The sequence below is a fragment of the Acinetobacter sp. XH1741 genome (assembly GCF_041021895.1).
In the GTDB taxonomy this organism is placed as follows: domain Bacteria; phylum Pseudomonadota; class Gammaproteobacteria; order Pseudomonadales; family Moraxellaceae; genus Acinetobacter.
The window spans coordinates 3,080,185-3,095,871 of the sequence record NZ_CP157428.1 but is presented as its reverse complement, the minus strand read 5'-3'; the positions used below and the strand labels follow the sequence as shown (position 1 = coordinate 3,095,871).

Below are 15,687 nucleotides of genomic sequence, written 5' to 3'. Positions count from 1 at the left end.
GCACCTTTAAGGAATTTATTAAATAAAAACAAATGTCTAAGTATTTTTTTGGTTTAGCTTTGTGATATAACTTTAGTACATTATAAATGTTTAGCAGATTCTAAATAGCTTTCAATAAAGTTAATTAATTATTAATAGTTAATAACTCTTCCCACCGAAATGGATTTCTACTTAATCTATCTCGCGACATTGACCAGTTTCGACCAGGAACAAAACATGGTCCGACACCTAATTTTTTCTTTCCAAACTTGCTGTGAATACCATCCATTGCTTGCATCAAACATTCCTTTTTCTCTATATGTTCAAAGTCAGTTAATAAGTCATAAGTATGGCCAGACTTCGGCTCTAAGGCTGTCAGCACAACACCGCACTTCTTATATTTAATTCCTTCTTTATATATATCGCTGACCATACGAGTTGCTGCTTTAACAAAATCAATTGCACAATCAGTAGGCTCTGAAAATGAACCAGTAATTGATTTATTGTAAAAAGGAACATTTGGATCAAAAGGATTTGACTGTACGAAAGCAATCATACAGCCGCATAAAAGCTCTTCATCACGTAATCTTTTACAAGCATCTTGAGCATACATTGAGATAGCTTCTTTTAGATCCGTTAATTCAGTTACGCGACCACCAAAAGACCGGCTTGCAACTATTTGCTTTTTGGATGGGGGAGTATGCTCGATCTCTATGCATGATATGCCTTGTAATTCGTAGATCGTGCGTGCCATAACGATTGAAAAGCGTTTTTGCATCTCGCGTGGTTCAGCACATGCGAGATCTAAAACAGTGTTGACACCCATGCTTTGCAACTTTTTTGAGTGCTTACGTCCAACACCCCAGACTTCACTCACATCTATTTGAGCAAAGTAGTATTCTTTATTGCACGGATCCATATTCACTAAATCACAAACGCTGTTAAAGCCGGGGTTTTTCTTTGCAATATGATTCGCAATCTTTGCTTCTGTTTTGCTTCTACCAATACCCACACAGACAGGCAAACCTAGCCACTTCCATATTTGCTGGCGCATTTGTTGCCCGACTTTTTCTAAATCAAAGTTCTTCTCATAAGCTGAGAAATCAACAAAGCACTCATCAATCGAGTACGGTTCAACTTCTTCATCTGTAACATACGAAGCAAGGATCTTATGAAAACGTCTCGACATTTCGGCGTATAGAGCATAGTTGCTTGAAAGGACGAGGACATTATGTTTTTGAACTATATCTTTAATTTGAAATAATGGAACGCCCATTTTAATGCCTAAAGCTTTTGATTCATTGCTGCGAGCAACGGCGCATCCGTCATTATTGCTGAGTACAATAACGGGTCTATCATTCAAACTTGGATCAAAGACTCTTTCACATGAGACGTACATATTATTAACGTCTATAAGAAAAAAGACCTTGTTCTCATGCTTCATGAAGTTCTTCTTGTCATTTTAATAATGCAAGTGACAACACCCCAGATAAGTAACTCTTGGCCATCAAGAAGGTGAATATCTTTATAATCTGGATTTTCAGCTTTCAGCCATTGGCCTGTTTCATCGATCATTAATCGCTTTACGGTAAATTCATTATCGATTAGCGCAACAACAATATCGCCGTGCTTTGCATCAAGACTACGATCCACAATCAATTCGTCATCAATATCAATGCCAGCGTTAAGCATCGAAAGCGAAGCAACTTTTACAATAAACGTTGAAGTTTCATTCTTAATTAAATGCTCATTCATATCGAGCACTTTATCTATGTAATCTTGTGCGGGGCTGGGGAAACCAGCGGAAATCTTTTCGAGTGCGTAGGGGATAAGCATGTGAGTTGACGGTACAACTTGCTTAAATGTTAAAGCCTCAGATAAAACAATATTACTTTGTAGATATGGTTTTATCTGGATGATGGATGGTGCAATTTCGCTCATATAATATCCCCTAACTTGAATTTGTAACATATTCAAGATGATATGCTAGAGCTTAGTTAATTTTCAAATTTAAAAAGTTGTGGATAAATAATGACTAGTCGTAACTTGTCGCCGACATTGGTGCATTTGGTCGGAAAATCAACGGCGCTAATTTGCAGTTTTCTTAGGTTTAGGGAAATAGTTAGCAGTAAATTCACCTAAGGGCATTTCAAAGAAAAATTGATCTGCATCTTCTTTTTTGCAGTTCAGCCAATCTTCTCGATACTCTTCAGGGATAACAATAATCGATCTTTTTTCATCTTCAGGTTTATGGAACTGACTCATGAAAGGGTGATTATCTGCATTGATAGTCAGCATAGACATGGATCTAATTTGCTCCCCATCAATAACAGTTGAATCATAAATAGCAGCTACCGTAAAAGGTAGGCCATCTTCTCTATAAATTCCCCAGCGTTCTGCTTTGCCATTCACATAACGTGGTTCATAAATCTTTTCTACAGGTATTAAAGCAAATTGGCTTTTAGCCCATGCATGTCGAAAGCTCGGCTTTTTATCTACAGTTTCAGTTCGGGCATTGTATGTGTACTTTGAAAACTTTAAATCATGGTTCCAAGGTGGAATCATGCCGAACTTAACTTCTCGCCATTCTATATGGCCATCTTTAGAAAAAATAAGAGGGCAGTCATAACCCGGATAAATATCGGCTTTATAGTCGAAAGTAGGTTCGAATAAATCTAAAAGGTGTACGCGGTCTTTTGATATTGGTTCGTAATTAGCACACATATTCTTAACCAACAGGACATATTTTAATCAACATAAATCCTTCTAGAACAAAAGTTTGTACTAAAAATGTTCAATAATTTTAGTTAAATACTTATTAAACAAAGCTTATTGAGTAACAAAAGGGATGGTTTTTTACGGTAGGAATTATTGCGGTATTAAACGGTACTGTAAAAAATACCGTAAAGATTGCGGTAACAGGTGGAACGAATTGAAACTTTATGAAACTAGTTAGAGTTTGTTATAGTAGTTATATCAATGGTTTTGGGAAGAATTGAAACCATATGAAACGAAAATTTGGTGCGCTCGGCGGGCACTTGTTTAAAAACAACAACTTCTTAGGTTTTTCTATCTTTTCTTATTATTTCATACAAAACAAACAAATGCCAAACTAGCCAATAATCTGTACTTCTATTATTTCTTATTTTTTCCTATTATTTCGGTTATCACAATTACGCCAAGATTACGCCACAAAATTATGGCTTCATTTAGACAACGCAACAATACATGGCGAGCCGAGATAAGTGTAAACGGAATTCGCGAAAGTTCAACCTTTGATACAAAAGCTCAAGCTAGGGCTTGGGCATCTAAACGCGAGACTCAGTTACGCGAACAATCGCATGGCAAATTACCAGATCACTCTTTTCTAGAAGCTATTGAACGCTACTTAAGTGAAGTGAGTATTAAAAAGAAAACTCATGAGAATGAAGTCAAGCGAATGGCTTTCTTTAAGCGTGAGTATAAAAAGCTATGTCAAAAACAATTAGCCAAAGTCACAACTGACGATTTAGTGCAATGGCGTGATTCTCGTTTAAAAGAAGTGCAGGGCGCTACTGTCAGACGTGAAGCAAATATTTTAGCTTCTTTATTTACTGTTGCCCGAAAAGAATGGAAGTGGATTAAAGAGTCCCCAATGGCCGACTTGACTTTACCCCCACCATCAAAGCACCGTGATAGACGAATTACCCAAGATGAAATTGATAGATTATGTCTTGCAGCAAATTGGGATAACAATGTCCCGGTAAATTCTACTCAGCAAATTATTATTGCTTTCCTTTTTGCAATTGAGACTGCAATGCGTGCTGGAGAGATTGTCGGCTTAACTTGGGATCGAGTTTACTTAAAAGATCGATATCTTGTTTTGAACGAAACAAAGAATGGCACAAAGCGAAATGTGCCTTTATCTAAGCGTGCAGTTGAGTTGCTTACTTTATTAAAAGGTCTTGATAAAAAGCAGGTCTTTACTTGTAATTCCCAAAGCTTTGATACGCTTTGGCGTAAATTGAGAGATAGATGTCAAATCACTGACTTGCACTTTCATGACACACGCCATGAAGCTTGTACACGTCTTGCAAGAAAATTAGAAGTTTTAGACTTGGCCCGTATGATTGGGCATAAAGACTTAAGAAGCTTGATGGTCTATTACAATGCTACTGCAAGCGAAATTGCAACGAGGCTTGATTAGCCCCGTTTACGTGGTCTTCCTTTCTTTGGCTCATCATCCGATTGTTCATTCAACCAGTTTGATAGCTCTGCCAAGTTCCAGCGTCTTCCTTGACCGCACTTAATAACATAGCGCGGTTTAGGGAAGGTTGGCAGGCAGCAAACTGCTGCCTTAAAATGTACATCTCGATATCCCAAGAACTCAGCAGCTTGGGAGTCATTAAGCCAGATGTCCGAAGGTGGTAACGCTACAACAAAGTTACTACCTATATTCGCAATTGCTGTCATTTCACCCCTCCTTACTTTCCGCTTTAGGCTTTGCCCACCACAAACAAGGCCCATCTTCTGTATCAAAACCTGCAATAAGAAAGGCATCTTTTATAGGTGGTTGTGGTTTCCAGTTTGACCAATCTGCACAGTCGTCTTCAGGAATTTCTGGAATATCCAAATATTCCAAACGCTCAACAAGAATTTCTACACCAAGATTAAGTTGAAGCTGTGCCCATTGTTCCGTAGTATAAAATTCAGCGTTTTCACCAATAGTGTCGTGTATTTCTATATCTGGATGGAACCAATAGCTATTTAAATCATCTGGCACTTCGATTGGTTGTATTTGATATTTCATCCCTCAGCTCCAGATTCACTTGCTTCTTTTAGTGGCTTCCAATGAGTTACTTTTTCCTCAATAAAATAACTAGAATACTCATCACCAATGTAAGCTGTATTTGCATACCATCCTTCTTTGACATAACCGCAGCCGCGATCTTCGTCATAGTCATACCAATCATTATCACCGTGATACTCTTCAGTGAACTTAGGAATAAAATGAGCAACCATTTGGTTTTGGTTTTTAGCTGGGTTTGCATCTAACAAAACAAGCACATTTCGTAATGATTCAGGCATTTGAACTTCAACTGAGATCCATTCTGGCACCGCCTGAGCTTTGGCTTTTTCTAGCTCTGCTCTAAGTCTGTCAATTTCACATGCTGCATGGTGACAAATAACACGTAATTCATCTTCGCTATATTCATCTGCATGCATCATCATTAAATGGCTGATTTCGGTGCCAAATTGACTATCACCTGCAAATACCCAAACAGCACCATTGTCTTGCTCAAAGCTTAGATTGACTTTGCCTTCTTTATTCAAATCTGTCATGCTGCTGCTCCTTAGCTCGGTCTTTTGCTGAATTTGTCAAACGTTGCCATGAACTGATCAACACTGAATTGAATTGTTTTCTTGGCATTGTGCGGTTCAAATTGAGCAGCATATAAAGCCATACCAAGCCACATTACTGAGAATGTGAAAACCTTTGCTGAGTCTTTATCTTGGCTATTCATTTCATCAACCATAGGCCCAATAATTTTCTTAAAAATCTCTTCTGCGATCTGGTCAGAAGTACCGCTAATTGTGTTTAATTCGATTTGTTTCATGCTGCCACCTTCGCTTTAATGCGCTCTTGATATAACTTTGCGTAGTACTCTTGAGCATGTGGAATTTTGTCTTTGATCTTTTGGATCATTGCTTCGTCACGTTTGTAGGTGACAGTTGTTAAGCGTTCTCTAAGGTCGATACGCTCAACTAAATCAATAAGCTGTTCTCTATCATCCCAATCATTTGTAAGCTCGATAGGGCAAGGTAGTAGCCAGAAATCGACCATTGCTTGCTCACAGTCGTAAAGCCACATGTAGCCTTGCATCTGCCAGTCGTAACCAGCCTTCTTTGCCTTTTCTTCTGCCTCATCTTTAAAGAAAGGGTGAGTGCCAATATCCCAAGTGCATTTAGTGTCGATGATCAACTTGTTATTCAGATCAAGAATGTCGCATTCACCAGTGATGAACTCATTTTCCAAACGTCCTTCATGTTTCAAATACTGACGAAAACGAACCTTGCCAGACAGGCTAATTGCAATTTCTTCAAGCGCATTACCTTTAGCCGTGTACTGGTTGCCTTTGAAAGACTTGAACGTGGTCAAGTCCTCCTTAACGATTGTTCTGATCTCAGTCTTAGCTGTATCGCTAAGAACTGAGCCTTTAGTTTTAGAGTCGCCTACAAGCTTATGTAGGCTTGAGCATCGGAATAGCTTCATAGTGCATTTACCTCAGCTATTTGTGCATTAGTAAGTGCATAGCCTTCTAATACATACTCTTTAGTAACTGCATCAGCTTTGATCTGCTCTAAGAGAACCGGGAACTCGTTGTCTGGTACAGTTGGTTTAACTTCCTGAACTTCTCCAACTTCCTTCACGGTGACATTTTTAAACCAGTCTTTAGGTGAGCTCATTCCATCACGTAAGCTAGTGAAAATCTTGCGAAGCGCAACGATATTGGCTGCCGTGATAGCATCAAGACGACGCTGAATGTAGTCTTCAATGTCTTTCTTCGTGACATTGAATTGCTCAAAGGCTACAACAAGTTTTTGCACAGCTTCTGGTGAAGTATCAGCACTTGCATGGATTGTCTTTTCGCACTGATTAACAGCATCATCAATCACATCACCCGGTATTACACCTAAGATGCATGCACGTAGACGACGAGCGCCATTATTTGCAACCAATTCATAAATATCGCGTGGATCTGTTAATTTTTTAGATCCATTGCGTGTATAACGAATATGTGGAACCTGAAAAACCTTTGTTTGACGGGTGTTTGTCTCCACATCCCAAGCAAATGCTTCAACCGTTGATTCGCCATTTTCAGAAGATAATTCGCGGATACCGTACTGAATATTTCCCCAATTCTGAGCAAGCATTTCCGCAAGTCGAATTGATGGACCAGTAACTGAAGTACCACCACGAGCATAAGAATAAACAGCCGATTGAGCTAAACCGGGACGCTGGCAAGCGTTCATAATCCGGTCATAAGCTTCAATTGGGTTACGTGGGAACTGCTTAGCAATAACTAAAGCAGCTTGAACCTCTGCAATTGCACGTTGACTATCAGATTGAACTGTAGACATTGCTTGAGTAGTAGGAGCAGCTACTGCAAAAGGGTTCTGTCCTGAGTGTTGTACTGGCGCATTCATAATCTTCTCCTAATTCTTTTCTGCTATCTTTTTGAAGTGTTGGCACATATTTCTGACAATTTTAAACAACCACTTTTCTTCTCTTTGGGTTGTATGTCTTGATGTGGTAGTGAAGAGTTGAACCACATGTTCATGACATTCTTGGTTGTACCATTGCTCCAAAAAGTACTCTTCAATTGTCTTGAACCCGCAACTGCCGCGATAAGCAGTCCAAGCACAATCCCAACAGCGGATAGTTACTTGAAATGCTTGTTCGCCATACCACACAACAAATACATCAATTGGATCTACACCGTTGTTTGCTGGAATGTGGTGTGCATGTACGCTTTTAACTTCCATCACACCACTCCCGCTTCTTCATCTGCCAATTCTTCGGCGTAGTATTTAAGCTGCTCGTTTAAGCTGTTCACTTGTGCGTCTGTTAGCTTGAAACGTAAGCCAATTGGTGACTCAATGCCGTCTTTATCAGTCACTACAGCATGAGTTTTTGTGTCTACCACAAGCACTTCATATTCTTGGTCACGGGCACAGCCACTGGACTGATCAGTTACTTCACGAGTGTCATAAGTCGTTTCAGCTTTGATCTGGCAGTTAAGAACATTGCAGCCGTAAGTTAAGTCGAAATAAACCGTTTCACCTTCAACTTGAATGTCTGTAGACATATCTAAGTAAGGGAAAGAAGGGCATAGCAACTCAGGCTTGTTAACTAACATATTCATGAGTTAGTACCTCGCATCTTTCTGAGTTGCTCAACTGCCTTTTTAACGTCGTCTTCTGAGCGATATGCGCCATATTGGACATGCAGTTTATCTGATGAATCATTTGCAAAAGTGCAGTGGTCATATCCAGTGCTATAGAAGGGTGAGAGGAACCAGTAAATATCACCCACCTTCGGCTCAAAAGGCTTCGGCAGCTCAAGTTCAACCTTGATGGTTTGGGGTTTGAATCTGAAATAACATCTAATTCCAATTCGGTTTTTCTCAGTTAAAAATGACTTAACAAGAGTGTCATCACTTTTTGGATTAATATCAGTCCATTGGACTTGATTTTCTAAACGCCCTTGAACTTCATGTCCATCAATTAATGCTCGCAACGCATCCGCACCGCTAATCAAGGCTGGGGCTTGGGGTTTTGCAATTGGCGTCAGGCTATTCGCAATATAGTTTTCATAGTCATTTGATTTATTAATAGCTGATTTACACCATTCACCCTGCCAGTAATAAATAACCTTGTCGCTAGTTAAATAAATAGAATTTTGCTGCTTGTCGCGATGAGTCGCATCCTTCACATCATTACGCTTCAAAACAACAAGGTCGCGTAGTTGAGGGAGGGTGAGTTCTTTATCAGTATCTCCACCCCAGCCCATTCTTAATAACATTTCATCTGGGTAGGCTGTAATAAATGCATAGTTTCCAATGCGGTTATAGTATTTTCCGCAACCTTGCCAGCTATAACCCAACTCAAAAAACAACTCCTGAGCCTCTTTGCTCTCAGCTTCATCTTTAACTTTGATTTTGTAGTTATCCATGAGAGGGCTCCTTGTCATTGCCACCCTTGAAGCTCTTCAACGATTCAGTTAAATGTGCTTTTAAGCCCTCAATTTCCTTTTCAAAATCTTCTGCACTAATGGTTGTTCCAAGCATATAAAGTGCATGGTTTGCTACATTAAGTAGGTAGTCATTTGCGAAAGACTCATGAGCAACCGCAAGGTGACCAGCAGAATGCGCAATTTGCAAACGGCTTTCTTCTACAGCTTTATCAATAACTTCTCTGAAATTATTCATCACTCCACCCCCTCAACCTGAACGCGGACATACATGTTCTGTTTTGCTTTGAGTTCGTTGGCGTATTGCTCGTCGGCACAGCCTTTTAGGAATGCAAATACAATGAAGGTGATAATCCAGAAAGCTATGAATGCTTTCGAGCCATCCCTAAAGGCTTGGCTAAACTTGTACTTTTCAATTCTTTGATTCATACTTATCTCCGCATTAGATGCAAACCGCCTAGTCTTCGAACCCTATGGCGGTTTTTGTTTGTGTATGATTCATAGTTTACTTAAGGAAACTTTTTTGTCAACAGAAAAGTTTATTTTAGGAAACTTATTTTTATTCTTTGGAAACTAATGTTTCTTAAAGGCAATAAAAAACCCGCCTAAGCGGGTATTGAAATATTTGATTTATTATCCAGCTCGCCATACCTGGCGCCCAATTACCTTAAAGTTAATTCCGTTTTGCTCAGTCACCTTACGGTCTCTGTATTTTTCATTAAGGCTATGGAGAATTAAAGTACCTCCTTCTTCTTTGAAGATCTTCTTGATCATGCCTTCGCCCTCAAAGTAAACGGCATAGATTTCACCATCAATGATTTCAGTTTGGGAAATATCAATCCCTACCAAATCATCATGATAAATATACTCCTCCATGCTATCGCCTTTAGCTTTTATAAGTTTTAGGCATTTAGGATCAATCATCTTGCGTTGAAAGAATGAAGGCGGGAAAGGGTATTTCCCATTAATTACATCAAAATGGAACTCAATAGATTCCCCGGTACCACATGAAAAACTAGCTTCCACGACATCAATCCATACATAACCGTTAGCCACTTCATACTCAACAACATCGGCCTCCATGATGTCGTCGGTATCAAATGATGCATCTTCTTTTTTATTAAGCCCATGCTTATCCATGAACTCTTGAACATTTAAATTACTAAATCTGCTTGGTTCTTTACCTGTTAACAACCAGCTTTCAGTTGTCTTAAGCACCTGAGCGAGAGCTGGCATGTATTCAACACTAGGCGTGTTAATACCAGATATCCACTTAGAAACAGTACCTTTCTTAGCGCCTGTAGCATCAATCAAGTCTACCTGTCTCAATTTGAGCTCTCGCATTCTTTCAATTATGCGGTCGTTGATCTCGCTCATATAAAAAATCCTATTCAGATGTTTCCAATAGTAAACAAATGTATTGATATAAAGAGAAACTTATGGTTTACTTAGGGAAACTAAAAGTTTATCAAGGTAAACATTATGACTGTCGATGACGTAAAGGAGCATTACAGAGCTGAAACTGATGCTGACCTAGCGCGAATCTTAAAAAAGACACGCGGAGCTATTAGTAAATGGCGCTCATATGGAATTCCAGCTTCAACCCAAGCAATTCTTCAGATTCAAAGTAAAGGCAAGTTAAAGGCAAATCTAGAAGCCTTAATTGCTTAAACCAATTATTAAGCATTTGAATTTAAACAACCACGTTCAAAGGAACCTTAAATGAACATAACGGATGCAGCGTACAACACAGTTCATGATTACCCGGGTGGCGCTTCAGCTCTAGCCGCACGTATGGGAATCAAAAGCCCGGCTGTGCTTAACAGCAAAGTAAATCCAAATACTGAAACTCACCACTTAACACTGGTCGAGGCCTCAAAGCTTATGGCTTTAACTGGTGATTTCCGCATTTTGCATGCTCTATCTGCTGAACATGAAAAAGTTGCAATTGATCTACCTGAAATTCCTGAATGCCGAGACATGTCACTGACTGACAAAGTGCTGTGCATTGGTATGAATGGCGGTGATGTGATGAGCCTGTTCCGCGAGATCATGGCGGATGGCCGTATCACGAAAGGTGAAGTGCAAGACATGTCAAAGGTGATTCACCAGATGCATGTTGCTTTGGCTGAGCTGGATAAACAAATCCAAGCTTGTATTGATAACCCAGAAACAGAAAAAGCCTGAGTTACGACCTCAGGCTTTTCCGGTTGTTCACTAACTGACAGGAAAGTAAACATGAATATGATGACACAATTTAATCATAATCAACAGAGCATGACAAGCCTTGATATTTCAGAGCTTTGTCAAAAACGCCACGATAATGTTAAGCGCCTTATCGAAAACCTCATTAATCAACAGGTAATAGCATGTCCTCAAATTGAGGTTGTGCAAAAAGAAGCCAATAGTCGCGCCTACAATGTTGAGGTGTATGTCTTTACTGGCGAACAAGGCAAATTAAACTCAATCACTGTAGTCGCCCAACTTTGCCCGGAATTCACCGCAGCATTAGTAAAACGCTGGTATGAACTAGAAAACCAAAACGCTGTACAACTCCCTCAAACATTTGCTGAAGCCCTCCAGCTGGCAGCAGATCAGGCGCGTCAATTAGAACTCGCAGCACCCAAAGTCCAGTACTTCGACCGTGTTGCCGACACCAAAAACCTTTTAAACGCCTCCCAGGTAGGTAAAAAGGTCGGCATGTCAGCGGTAAAACTCAATCAATACCTTGCTGATATGGGCGTATATGACCGTCGTATTGCCGGACGCACCTTTGCCCAATGGTTTATTGACAAAGGTTATGGCGAAGTCAAACAGACAGAGCAAGGCTACCCGCAATCCAAATTCACCAATAAAGGCGAACAGTGGGTAATTGAGCAGCTTGTGAGTGAAGGGGTGGTGCAATGAGCTTAGATGCAACTCGCTGGGCGTGGACTGCACCTGTAGAAAGCTGCCCTCAGCGCACCATCTTACTTTCGCTGGCTGACCGCGCAGGAGAGGATCATAAGGCATGGCCAAGCATCAAACGCCTTGAGGTTGATACCAAATGCGACCGCAAAACCATTATGAAAGTTTTGGAGCGTCTGCAAGAGATAAACCTTATTCGCTTTACTGAAGAAACGCGTGGCAATGGGGTGAAAGTTTATCAATTGGTTGGTGTACGTGGCCGCGAAGATGACTTAACCAGTACCAAAAAAGGAACCAGTACCAAAATTGGTACTAGTACCAAAAACGGTACTTCAACCAGTACCAAAATTGGTACTGCGACCAGTACCAAAAACGGTACACAGAATCTATCAATAGAATCTACCAATGAATCTACCAATATATATAAAGGGAAATTCAACTTTGCAAACGCTCTAGTTTCTCAAGGGGCAGATCAAAAACTTATCTCTGAATACATGGAAGTTCGTAAAGCAAAGAAAGCCGTTAATTCAGAAACAGCATTCAAGTCACTTATCTCTGAACAACAAAAATCTGGTCTCACTTTAAATCAGGTCCTTGAACACTGTGTTGTGAACTCTTGGAAAGGATTTAAGGCGGAGTGGATCAAGAATCAGAGCACAGTCCATGGACAACAAAACAAACCATCTCGCTGGGATGAAATTCAAGAGTTAATCGCAAAAGAGGAGGCTGGCTATGAACAGTATGGTTTCTAGCAATCAAAACGCTGTAGAACATATCAACTCTGCAAAAGTTGTCGGTATCTTCAAAGCAATTGCCCCACGTTCATTTGAGAAAACGTTTGAAGGAATTAAAACAGAACAAATCAATCATGCAATGAAAATCTGTCTTGATGGCCTTACTCATGAGCAAGTGAACAAAGGCTTATCAATGGTCCGTGATAACGGCTACTGTCCAGATCCTGCAATGTTTCGCAAATGGTGCTTAGGGATTGAGGGCTTTGGATCTGAGCAACAAAGAGCGATTGACTCATACAAGGGTAAGAACGCAGCACTAGCAAACATTCTTAGATGGCGTGCAGATCAATCAGCACCAATCACAAACGCTGAAAAAGAAGCATATGACCGTTGTTATGAGATGTTCAATGCAATTGAGTGGGCTTACAACTCTGATAAAGCCGCATTTTTAGCATATGACGCATTTAAAGAAAATTATGTGGAAGTGGTTAAAGAACTAGTCGCAAAAGGAGAACAGCAAGGCATCTGGACAGCACCAAAAGCAATTAGTTCCAAAGTAAAACGAATGGTTAGTTATGCCCAAGATTACTTAAACAGCACAGATGGAGTGCATGCATATTCTGCAAGTGCAGCAGGAATCGCTAAAGAACAATTCTTCTCGATTACTAGAGCAGAAGTCAAAGAGCATCAGGATAGAAACAATATTTTTGCATATGACAAAGCTTTGTACGAGTTGATATCTCAGAAGCTTAATTCTCTTGTCTGGGAAGAAGAGAGAGGTGCAGCGTGAAATACGGATCAGTTTGTTCAGGAATTGAAGCTGCAACTGTTGCTTGGCATGACCTTGGGTTAAGTGCTTCATGGTTTTCTGAGATTGAGAAATTTCCAAGCCAAGTATTACAGCACCATTATCCAGAAATTCTAAATTTGGGTGATATGACGCTTATTCGCGACAAAGTGAAATCAGGTGAAGTTGAAGCACCAGATGTTTTGGTTGGTGGTACACCATGTCAGGCGTTTTCAATAGCAGGTTTGAAAAATTCACTTAATGATGATCGAGGTCAGTTGACACTTGAGTTTGTGAGACTAGCAGATGAAATTGATTCAGCAAGAACTATTTGCGGACTTAAGCCAGCCATCATTGTTTGGGAAAACGTTCCAGGAGTGCTCAACACAAAAGACAATGCATTCGGTTGCTTTTTGGGAGCATTGTCAGGTTCGGGGTGTGAATTACAACCGGCAGGGAAAAAGTGGACAAACGCTGGTTGTGTGTTTGGACCATCTCGACAAGTCGCTTGGAGAGTCCTTGATGCTCAATATTTCGGAGTTGCCCAACGACGCAAAAGAGTCTTTGTTGTCGCAAGTGCTAGAGAAGGAAGTGTTGCCAAAGTACTTTTTGAGCAAACAGGCATGTCTGGGAATACTACTGAGATCAGAGAAGCGAAAAAAAATAATACCGAAGCTGTTGCAAAGTGCCTTACAAGACGTGGCGCAGGTGGACAAAACCTAGATGCAGAAACAGCAACCTTTGTAATACATGGTACTCAAGACCCGCTAGTGAATGAAGAAACAGCTCATTGTTTAGGTAGAAACAGAGGTCAAGAGAATGCAGTTTTCACTGTGAATAAAACCGCTGCGACGCTTACTCGAGGATTTGGTGATCGAGGAATTGATGCTGATCAAATCACTAATGGTAATTGCGCTATTCAATTTAAAGGGGTGAGAAGACTTACACCAGTAGAGTGTGAGCGCCTACAAGGATTTCCTGACCAATATACAAACATTCCAAATGCTAAAGATAGCCCGCGTTACGCAGCGCTAGGTAACTCTATGGCAGTTCCAGTAATGCGGTGGATTGGAGAACGTTTGCTACAAGTTTTTGGAGAAGCAGCGTGAAAGCAATAAAACGAGTTAAAGCATTCCAAAACATTTTTGACATTTTGTTATTCGCTACACATGCAACACAACCTTTCACGATGAAGGATTTGCATGACTATGTGCTAGATGCGCCCAACAATACGATTCAGTGCTATGTGCAGGAATTAATTAAAAGCGGCTATTTGGAAAAGGACTCATACGCAACTTACAAGGCAACTCAATACGCAAAAGACATCCTGAATGTTAAAGGGGAGCTGAAAGCATGATCGAATTTGCAGATTACAACTCAATGATGAAGCTGCGTAGAGCATACAACCTCGGTACTCGTAATGAAGAAACAAGAGCAGCAGCGAACCTCTACGAGAAATTAAGAAAGCTGAAAATGCTAGACCAGCTTAAGCAGGAAGCCATTACTAAACATGACGGAGAACAACAATGAAACCAGAACAGTTTATTCGTGAGTACGGGGTAGAGAAGGCGAGAGAAGTGGTCTCTGATGCCCCCAATGGCGCAGCACTATTTAGAGTGGGTGGGATTGAAGAGATTCCAACTTACTTAAAAGTGGCTGATGGAAATTATTGGCGTTACTCATGGAGAAGTGGGTTTAGAGAAGCATGTCAATCTACTTACAACAAGATTAATGATGCTGGGGAGATTGTCGACATTTCAGAACTAAAACGTCTAGCGGAGTCGGTTGATTTGGTCGAATCATGGGGCGGCATTGATGATGTAAAGCTATATGACTTGTCTCATTGCAAAAACAGGCCTGAATCGGCTGGATACAAGTTGCTTCAAGCAATTGCTGACCACGAATCAATATACGGAGGCGGTGAAAATGCATAAGTACGATTGGAATAATGCACCTTCTTGGGCGACATGTGCTGCACGTGACTTTAATGGCTTTGCTCATTGGTTTGAGAATAAGGCTGAACTGTACAAAGAACATGAGAACGATGTCTGTGGTGAGTGGTATTCAGTAAGCGGCAAATCATCTCCATGTGATGCCTTTTGGAACGAATCAATTGATGCGGGTCCATTTGAGCAGTCATTAGAAATGAGACCAGAAGGAGCCAGCCATGAGTGAGTTTAAAGTCGGGGATAAGGTTTGCTTTTTAGGTGGGCATTCACTGCCAGAGTTCTTTGGTGGAGTGTACGAAGTTATAGGGCAAACGATTGCTGGAATTTTTAATGATGAATATGTGCTCAATGATAAGGGCAAGACTAGACGAGTAAGTTACAGGTCAATCCGGCCTGCAACCTTGGCTGAAAGCAAAGTTGGTTACCGTATTGATAACCCATGCAAATGCTGTAATGGACATGGCGAAGTTGGAAACATGCTTGAGTCATTCGTATGTCCAGAATGCAATGGCGATCGAGTTGAGCGAAACGACCTCGGCGACGACTTCCCCATAGAAAACCACATTTCGCCTAACTGCCAATCGAGGGATGTTTGAG

Annotated in this window: 27 protein-coding genes; 12 read left to right on the top strand and 15 right to left on the bottom strand. The window is 40.5% G+C overall.

Translation table 11 applies throughout. The features are described 5' to 3' along the window. Positions 1 to 124 precede the first annotated feature (124 nt). The 3 genes from ABLB96_RS14890 to ABLB96_RS14880 form a co-directional block, all read right to left on the bottom strand. Positions 125 to 1,423: a DUF4113 domain-containing protein gene (locus tag ABLB96_RS14890; protein WP_348897977.1), complete on the bottom strand. Its 1,299-nt coding sequence runs from the start codon at positions 1,421 to 1,423 to the stop codon at positions 125 to 127. Then, complete coding sequence (locus ABLB96_RS14885; protein WP_348897976.1) at positions 1,420 to 1,920, bottom strand: translesion error-prone DNA polymerase V autoproteolytic subunit; 501 nt, start codon at positions 1,918 to 1,920, stop codon at positions 1,420 to 1,422. Before ABLB96_RS14885 ends, ABLB96_RS14890 begins: the two co-directional genes overlap by 4 nt. A 147-nt stretch (positions 1,921 to 2,067) precedes the next feature. After that, a complete protein-coding gene (locus tag ABLB96_RS14880; protein WP_348897975.1) occupies positions 2,068 to 2,703 on the bottom strand; it encodes an SOS response-associated peptidase family protein in 636 nt (211 codons plus the stop codon). Between the two features lie 475 nt (positions 2,704 to 3,178). On the opposite strand from ABLB96_RS14880, the gene ABLB96_RS14875 reads away from it, so the two are divergent. Beyond that, positions 3,179 to 4,165: a tyrosine-type recombinase/integrase gene (locus tag ABLB96_RS14875; protein WP_348897974.1), complete on the top strand. Its 987-nt coding sequence runs from the start codon at positions 3,179 to 3,181 to the stop codon at positions 4,163 to 4,165. On the opposite strand, the gene ABLB96_RS14870 is transcribed toward ABLB96_RS14875, so the two are convergent. The 12 genes from ABLB96_RS14870 to ABLB96_RS14815 form a co-directional block, all read right to left on the bottom strand. Further along, entirely contained in the window at positions 4,162 to 4,431 is a 270-nt protein-coding gene (locus tag ABLB96_RS14870) for an AlpA family transcriptional regulator (RefSeq protein WP_000123991.1), read from the bottom strand. The genes ABLB96_RS14875 and ABLB96_RS14870 overlap by 4 nt on opposite strands. A 1-nt stretch (position 4,432) precedes the next feature. Next, positions 4,433 to 4,768, bottom strand: coding sequence for a hypothetical protein (locus ABLB96_RS14865; RefSeq protein ID WP_348897973.1), 336 nt, complete (start codon positions 4,766 to 4,768; stop codon positions 4,433 to 4,435). Continuing rightward, entirely contained in the window at positions 4,765 to 5,301 is a 537-nt protein-coding gene (locus ABLB96_RS14860) for a DUF551 domain-containing protein (protein ID WP_348897972.1), read from the bottom strand. Before ABLB96_RS14860 ends, ABLB96_RS14865 begins: the two co-directional genes overlap by 4 nt. A gap of 11 nt (positions 5,302 to 5,312) precedes the next feature. Then, a complete protein-coding gene (locus ABLB96_RS14855; protein ID WP_000809320.1) occupies positions 5,313 to 5,576 on the bottom strand; it encodes a hypothetical protein in 264 nt (87 codons plus the stop codon). Next, positions 5,573 to 6,232, bottom strand: a complete 660-nt coding sequence (locus ABLB96_RS14850) for a hypothetical protein (RefSeq protein WP_057691453.1) — start codon at positions 6,230 to 6,232, stop codon at positions 5,573 to 5,575. Before ABLB96_RS14850 ends, ABLB96_RS14855 begins: the two co-directional genes overlap by 4 nt. Continuing rightward, positions 6,229 to 7,167 (bottom strand): hypothetical protein, encoded by a 939-nt coding sequence (locus ABLB96_RS14845; protein ID WP_038347502.1) that lies wholly within the window; start codon positions 7,165 to 7,167, stop codon positions 6,229 to 6,231. Before ABLB96_RS14845 ends, ABLB96_RS14850 begins: the two co-directional genes overlap by 4 nt. A gap of 9 nt (positions 7,168 to 7,176) precedes the next feature. Next, the gene (locus tag ABLB96_RS14840; RefSeq protein WP_000453278.1) at positions 7,177 to 7,506 is read right to left on the bottom strand and encodes a hypothetical protein; all 330 of its coding nucleotides are present in this window, start codon (positions 7,504 to 7,506) and stop codon (positions 7,177 to 7,179) included. Further along, on the bottom strand, positions 7,506 to 7,886 hold the full coding sequence (locus ABLB96_RS14835; RefSeq protein ID WP_223673360.1) for a hypothetical protein: 381 nt from the start codon (positions 7,884 to 7,886) through the stop codon (positions 7,506 to 7,508). The genes ABLB96_RS14840 and ABLB96_RS14835 overlap by 1 nt, the downstream gene beginning before the upstream one ends. Further along, positions 7,883 to 8,695 carry a hypothetical protein gene (locus ABLB96_RS14830; protein ID WP_348897971.1) on the bottom strand — a complete coding sequence of 271 codons (813 nt, stop codon included), beginning with the start codon at positions 8,693 to 8,695 and terminating at the stop codon, positions 7,883 to 7,885. Before ABLB96_RS14830 ends, ABLB96_RS14835 begins: the two co-directional genes overlap by 4 nt. Further along, a complete protein-coding gene (locus ABLB96_RS14825) occupies positions 8,688 to 8,951 on the bottom strand; it encodes a hypothetical protein (protein WP_348897970.1) in 264 nt (87 codons plus the stop codon). The genes ABLB96_RS14830 and ABLB96_RS14825 overlap by 8 nt, the downstream gene beginning before the upstream one ends. Continuing rightward, positions 8,951 to 9,142, bottom strand: coding sequence for a hypothetical protein (locus ABLB96_RS14820; RefSeq protein WP_001076119.1), 192 nt, complete (start codon positions 9,140 to 9,142; stop codon positions 8,951 to 8,953). Before ABLB96_RS14820 ends, ABLB96_RS14825 begins: the two co-directional genes overlap by 1 nt. A 204-nt stretch (positions 9,143 to 9,346) precedes the next feature. Beyond that, positions 9,347 to 10,090: a S24 family peptidase gene (locus ABLB96_RS14815; RefSeq protein WP_348897969.1), complete on the bottom strand. Its 744-nt coding sequence runs from the start codon at positions 10,088 to 10,090 to the stop codon at positions 9,347 to 9,349. Positions 10,091 to 10,195: 105 nt separating this feature from the next. On the opposite strand from ABLB96_RS14815, the gene ABLB96_RS14810 reads away from it, so the two are divergent. Genes ABLB96_RS14810 through ABLB96_RS14760 form a run of 11 tightly spaced genes read left to right on the top strand, consistent with a single transcriptional unit; the run spans position 10,196 to position 15,686 of the window. Beyond that, positions 10,196 to 10,384, top strand: a complete 189-nt coding sequence (locus tag ABLB96_RS14810) for a hypothetical protein (protein ID WP_075175461.1) — start codon at positions 10,196 to 10,198, stop codon at positions 10,382 to 10,384. Positions 10,385 to 10,435: 51 nt separating this feature from the next. Then, a complete protein-coding gene (locus ABLB96_RS14805) occupies positions 10,436 to 10,900 on the top strand; it encodes a phage regulatory CII family protein (RefSeq protein ID WP_348897968.1) in 465 nt (154 codons plus the stop codon). Between the two features lie 51 nt (positions 10,901 to 10,951). Then, complete coding sequence (locus tag ABLB96_RS14800) at positions 10,952 to 11,620, top strand: phage antirepressor KilAC domain-containing protein (RefSeq protein ID WP_348897967.1); 669 nt, start codon at positions 10,952 to 10,954, stop codon at positions 11,618 to 11,620. Continuing rightward, entirely contained in the window at positions 11,617 to 12,372 is a 756-nt protein-coding gene (locus tag ABLB96_RS14795; protein ID WP_139844104.1) for a helix-turn-helix domain-containing protein, read from the top strand. Before ABLB96_RS14800 ends, ABLB96_RS14795 begins: the two co-directional genes overlap by 4 nt. Beyond that, a complete protein-coding gene (locus tag ABLB96_RS14790) occupies positions 12,353 to 13,144 on the top strand; it encodes a hypothetical protein (protein WP_348897966.1) in 792 nt (263 codons plus the stop codon). The genes ABLB96_RS14795 and ABLB96_RS14790 overlap by 20 nt, the downstream gene beginning before the upstream one ends. After that, positions 13,141 to 14,250 carry a DNA cytosine methyltransferase gene (locus ABLB96_RS14785; RefSeq protein WP_160945239.1) on the top strand — a complete coding sequence of 370 codons (1,110 nt, stop codon included), beginning with the start codon at positions 13,141 to 13,143 and terminating at the stop codon, positions 14,248 to 14,250. Before ABLB96_RS14790 ends, ABLB96_RS14785 begins: the two co-directional genes overlap by 4 nt. Beyond that, positions 14,247 to 14,498, top strand: a complete 252-nt coding sequence (locus ABLB96_RS14780) for a hypothetical protein (protein ID WP_006581917.1) — start codon at positions 14,247 to 14,249, stop codon at positions 14,496 to 14,498. Before ABLB96_RS14785 ends, ABLB96_RS14780 begins: the two co-directional genes overlap by 4 nt. Beyond that, positions 14,495 to 14,671 carry a hypothetical protein gene (locus ABLB96_RS14775; RefSeq protein WP_171291206.1) on the top strand — a complete coding sequence of 59 codons (177 nt, stop codon included), beginning with the start codon at positions 14,495 to 14,497 and terminating at the stop codon, positions 14,669 to 14,671. The genes ABLB96_RS14780 and ABLB96_RS14775 overlap by 4 nt, the downstream gene beginning before the upstream one ends. Beyond that, positions 14,668 to 15,075 carry a hypothetical protein gene (locus ABLB96_RS14770; RefSeq protein WP_348897965.1) on the top strand — a complete coding sequence of 136 codons (408 nt, stop codon included), beginning with the start codon at positions 14,668 to 14,670 and terminating at the stop codon, positions 15,073 to 15,075. Before ABLB96_RS14775 ends, ABLB96_RS14770 begins: the two co-directional genes overlap by 4 nt. Then, complete coding sequence (locus ABLB96_RS14765) at positions 15,068 to 15,316, top strand: hypothetical protein (RefSeq protein ID WP_348897964.1); 249 nt, start codon at positions 15,068 to 15,070, stop codon at positions 15,314 to 15,316. Before ABLB96_RS14770 ends, ABLB96_RS14765 begins: the two co-directional genes overlap by 8 nt. Next, entirely contained in the window at positions 15,309 to 15,686 is a 378-nt protein-coding gene (locus ABLB96_RS14760) for a hypothetical protein (protein ID WP_348897963.1), read from the top strand. Before ABLB96_RS14765 ends, ABLB96_RS14760 begins: the two co-directional genes overlap by 8 nt. Position 15,687 lies beyond the last annotated feature (1 nt).

Coding starts and splice junctions, on each gene's coding strand:
- ABLB96_RS14890 (WP_348897977.1), bottom strand. CDS start 1,423: ATGAAGCATGAGAACAAGGTCTTTTTTCTTATAGACGTTAATAATATG.
- ABLB96_RS14885 (WP_348897976.1), bottom strand. CDS start 1,920: ATGAGCGAAATTGCACCATCCATCATCCAGATAAAACCATATCTACAA.
- ABLB96_RS14880 (WP_348897975.1), bottom strand. CDS start 2,703: ATGTGTGCTAATTACGAACCAATATCAAAAGACCGCGTACACCTTTTA.
- ABLB96_RS14875 (WP_348897974.1), top strand. CDS start 3,179: ATGGCTTCATTTAGACAACGCAACAATACATGGCGAGCCGAGATAAGT.
- ABLB96_RS14870 (WP_000123991.1), bottom strand. CDS start 4,431: ATGACAGCAATTGCGAATATAGGTAGTAACTTTGTTGTAGCGTTACCA.
- ABLB96_RS14865 (WP_348897973.1), bottom strand. CDS start 4,768: ATGAAATATCAAATACAACCAATCGAAGTGCCAGATGATTTAAATAGC.
- ABLB96_RS14860 (WP_348897972.1), bottom strand. CDS start 5,301: ATGACAGATTTGAATAAAGAAGGCAAAGTCAATCTAAGCTTTGAGCAA.
- ABLB96_RS14855 (WP_000809320.1), bottom strand. CDS start 5,576: ATGAAACAAATCGAATTAAACACAATTAGCGGTACTTCTGACCAGATC.
- ABLB96_RS14850 (WP_057691453.1), bottom strand. CDS start 6,232: ATGAAGCTATTCCGATGCTCAAGCCTACATAAGCTTGTAGGCGACTCT.
- ABLB96_RS14845 (WP_038347502.1), bottom strand. CDS start 7,167: ATGAATGCGCCAGTACAACACTCAGGACAGAACCCTTTTGCAGTAGCT.
- ABLB96_RS14840 (WP_000453278.1), bottom strand. CDS start 7,506: ATGGAAGTTAAAAGCGTACATGCACACCACATTCCAGCAAACAACGGT.
- ABLB96_RS14835 (WP_223673360.1), bottom strand. CDS start 7,886: ATGAATATGTTAGTTAACAAGCCTGAGTTGCTATGCCCTTCTTTCCCT.
- ABLB96_RS14830 (WP_348897971.1), bottom strand. CDS start 8,695: ATGGATAACTACAAAATCAAAGTTAAAGATGAAGCTGAGAGCAAAGAG.
- ABLB96_RS14825 (WP_348897970.1), bottom strand. CDS start 8,951: ATGAATAATTTCAGAGAAGTTATTGATAAAGCTGTAGAAGAAAGCCGT.
- ABLB96_RS14820 (WP_001076119.1), bottom strand. CDS start 9,142: ATGAATCAAAGAATTGAAAAGTACAAGTTTAGCCAAGCCTTTAGGGAT.
- ABLB96_RS14815 (WP_348897969.1), bottom strand. CDS start 10,090: ATGAGCGAGATCAACGACCGCATAATTGAAAGAATGCGAGAGCTCAAA.
- ABLB96_RS14810 (WP_075175461.1), top strand. CDS start 10,196: ATGACTGTCGATGACGTAAAGGAGCATTACAGAGCTGAAACTGATGCT.
- ABLB96_RS14805 (WP_348897968.1), top strand. CDS start 10,436: ATGAACATAACGGATGCAGCGTACAACACAGTTCATGATTACCCGGGT.
- ABLB96_RS14800 (WP_348897967.1), top strand. CDS start 10,952: ATGAATATGATGACACAATTTAATCATAATCAACAGAGCATGACAAGC.
- ABLB96_RS14795 (WP_139844104.1), top strand. CDS start 11,617: ATGAGCTTAGATGCAACTCGCTGGGCGTGGACTGCACCTGTAGAAAGC.
- ABLB96_RS14790 (WP_348897966.1), top strand. CDS start 12,353: ATGAACAGTATGGTTTCTAGCAATCAAAACGCTGTAGAACATATCAAC.
- ABLB96_RS14775 (WP_171291206.1), top strand. CDS start 14,495: ATGATCGAATTTGCAGATTACAACTCAATGATGAAGCTGCGTAGAGCA.
- ABLB96_RS14770 (WP_348897965.1), top strand. CDS start 14,668: ATGAAACCAGAACAGTTTATTCGTGAGTACGGGGTAGAGAAGGCGAGA.
- ABLB96_RS14765 (WP_348897964.1), top strand. CDS start 15,068: ATGCATAAGTACGATTGGAATAATGCACCTTCTTGGGCGACATGTGCT.
- ABLB96_RS14760 (WP_348897963.1), top strand. CDS start 15,309: ATGAGTGAGTTTAAAGTCGGGGATAAGGTTTGCTTTTTAGGTGGGCAT.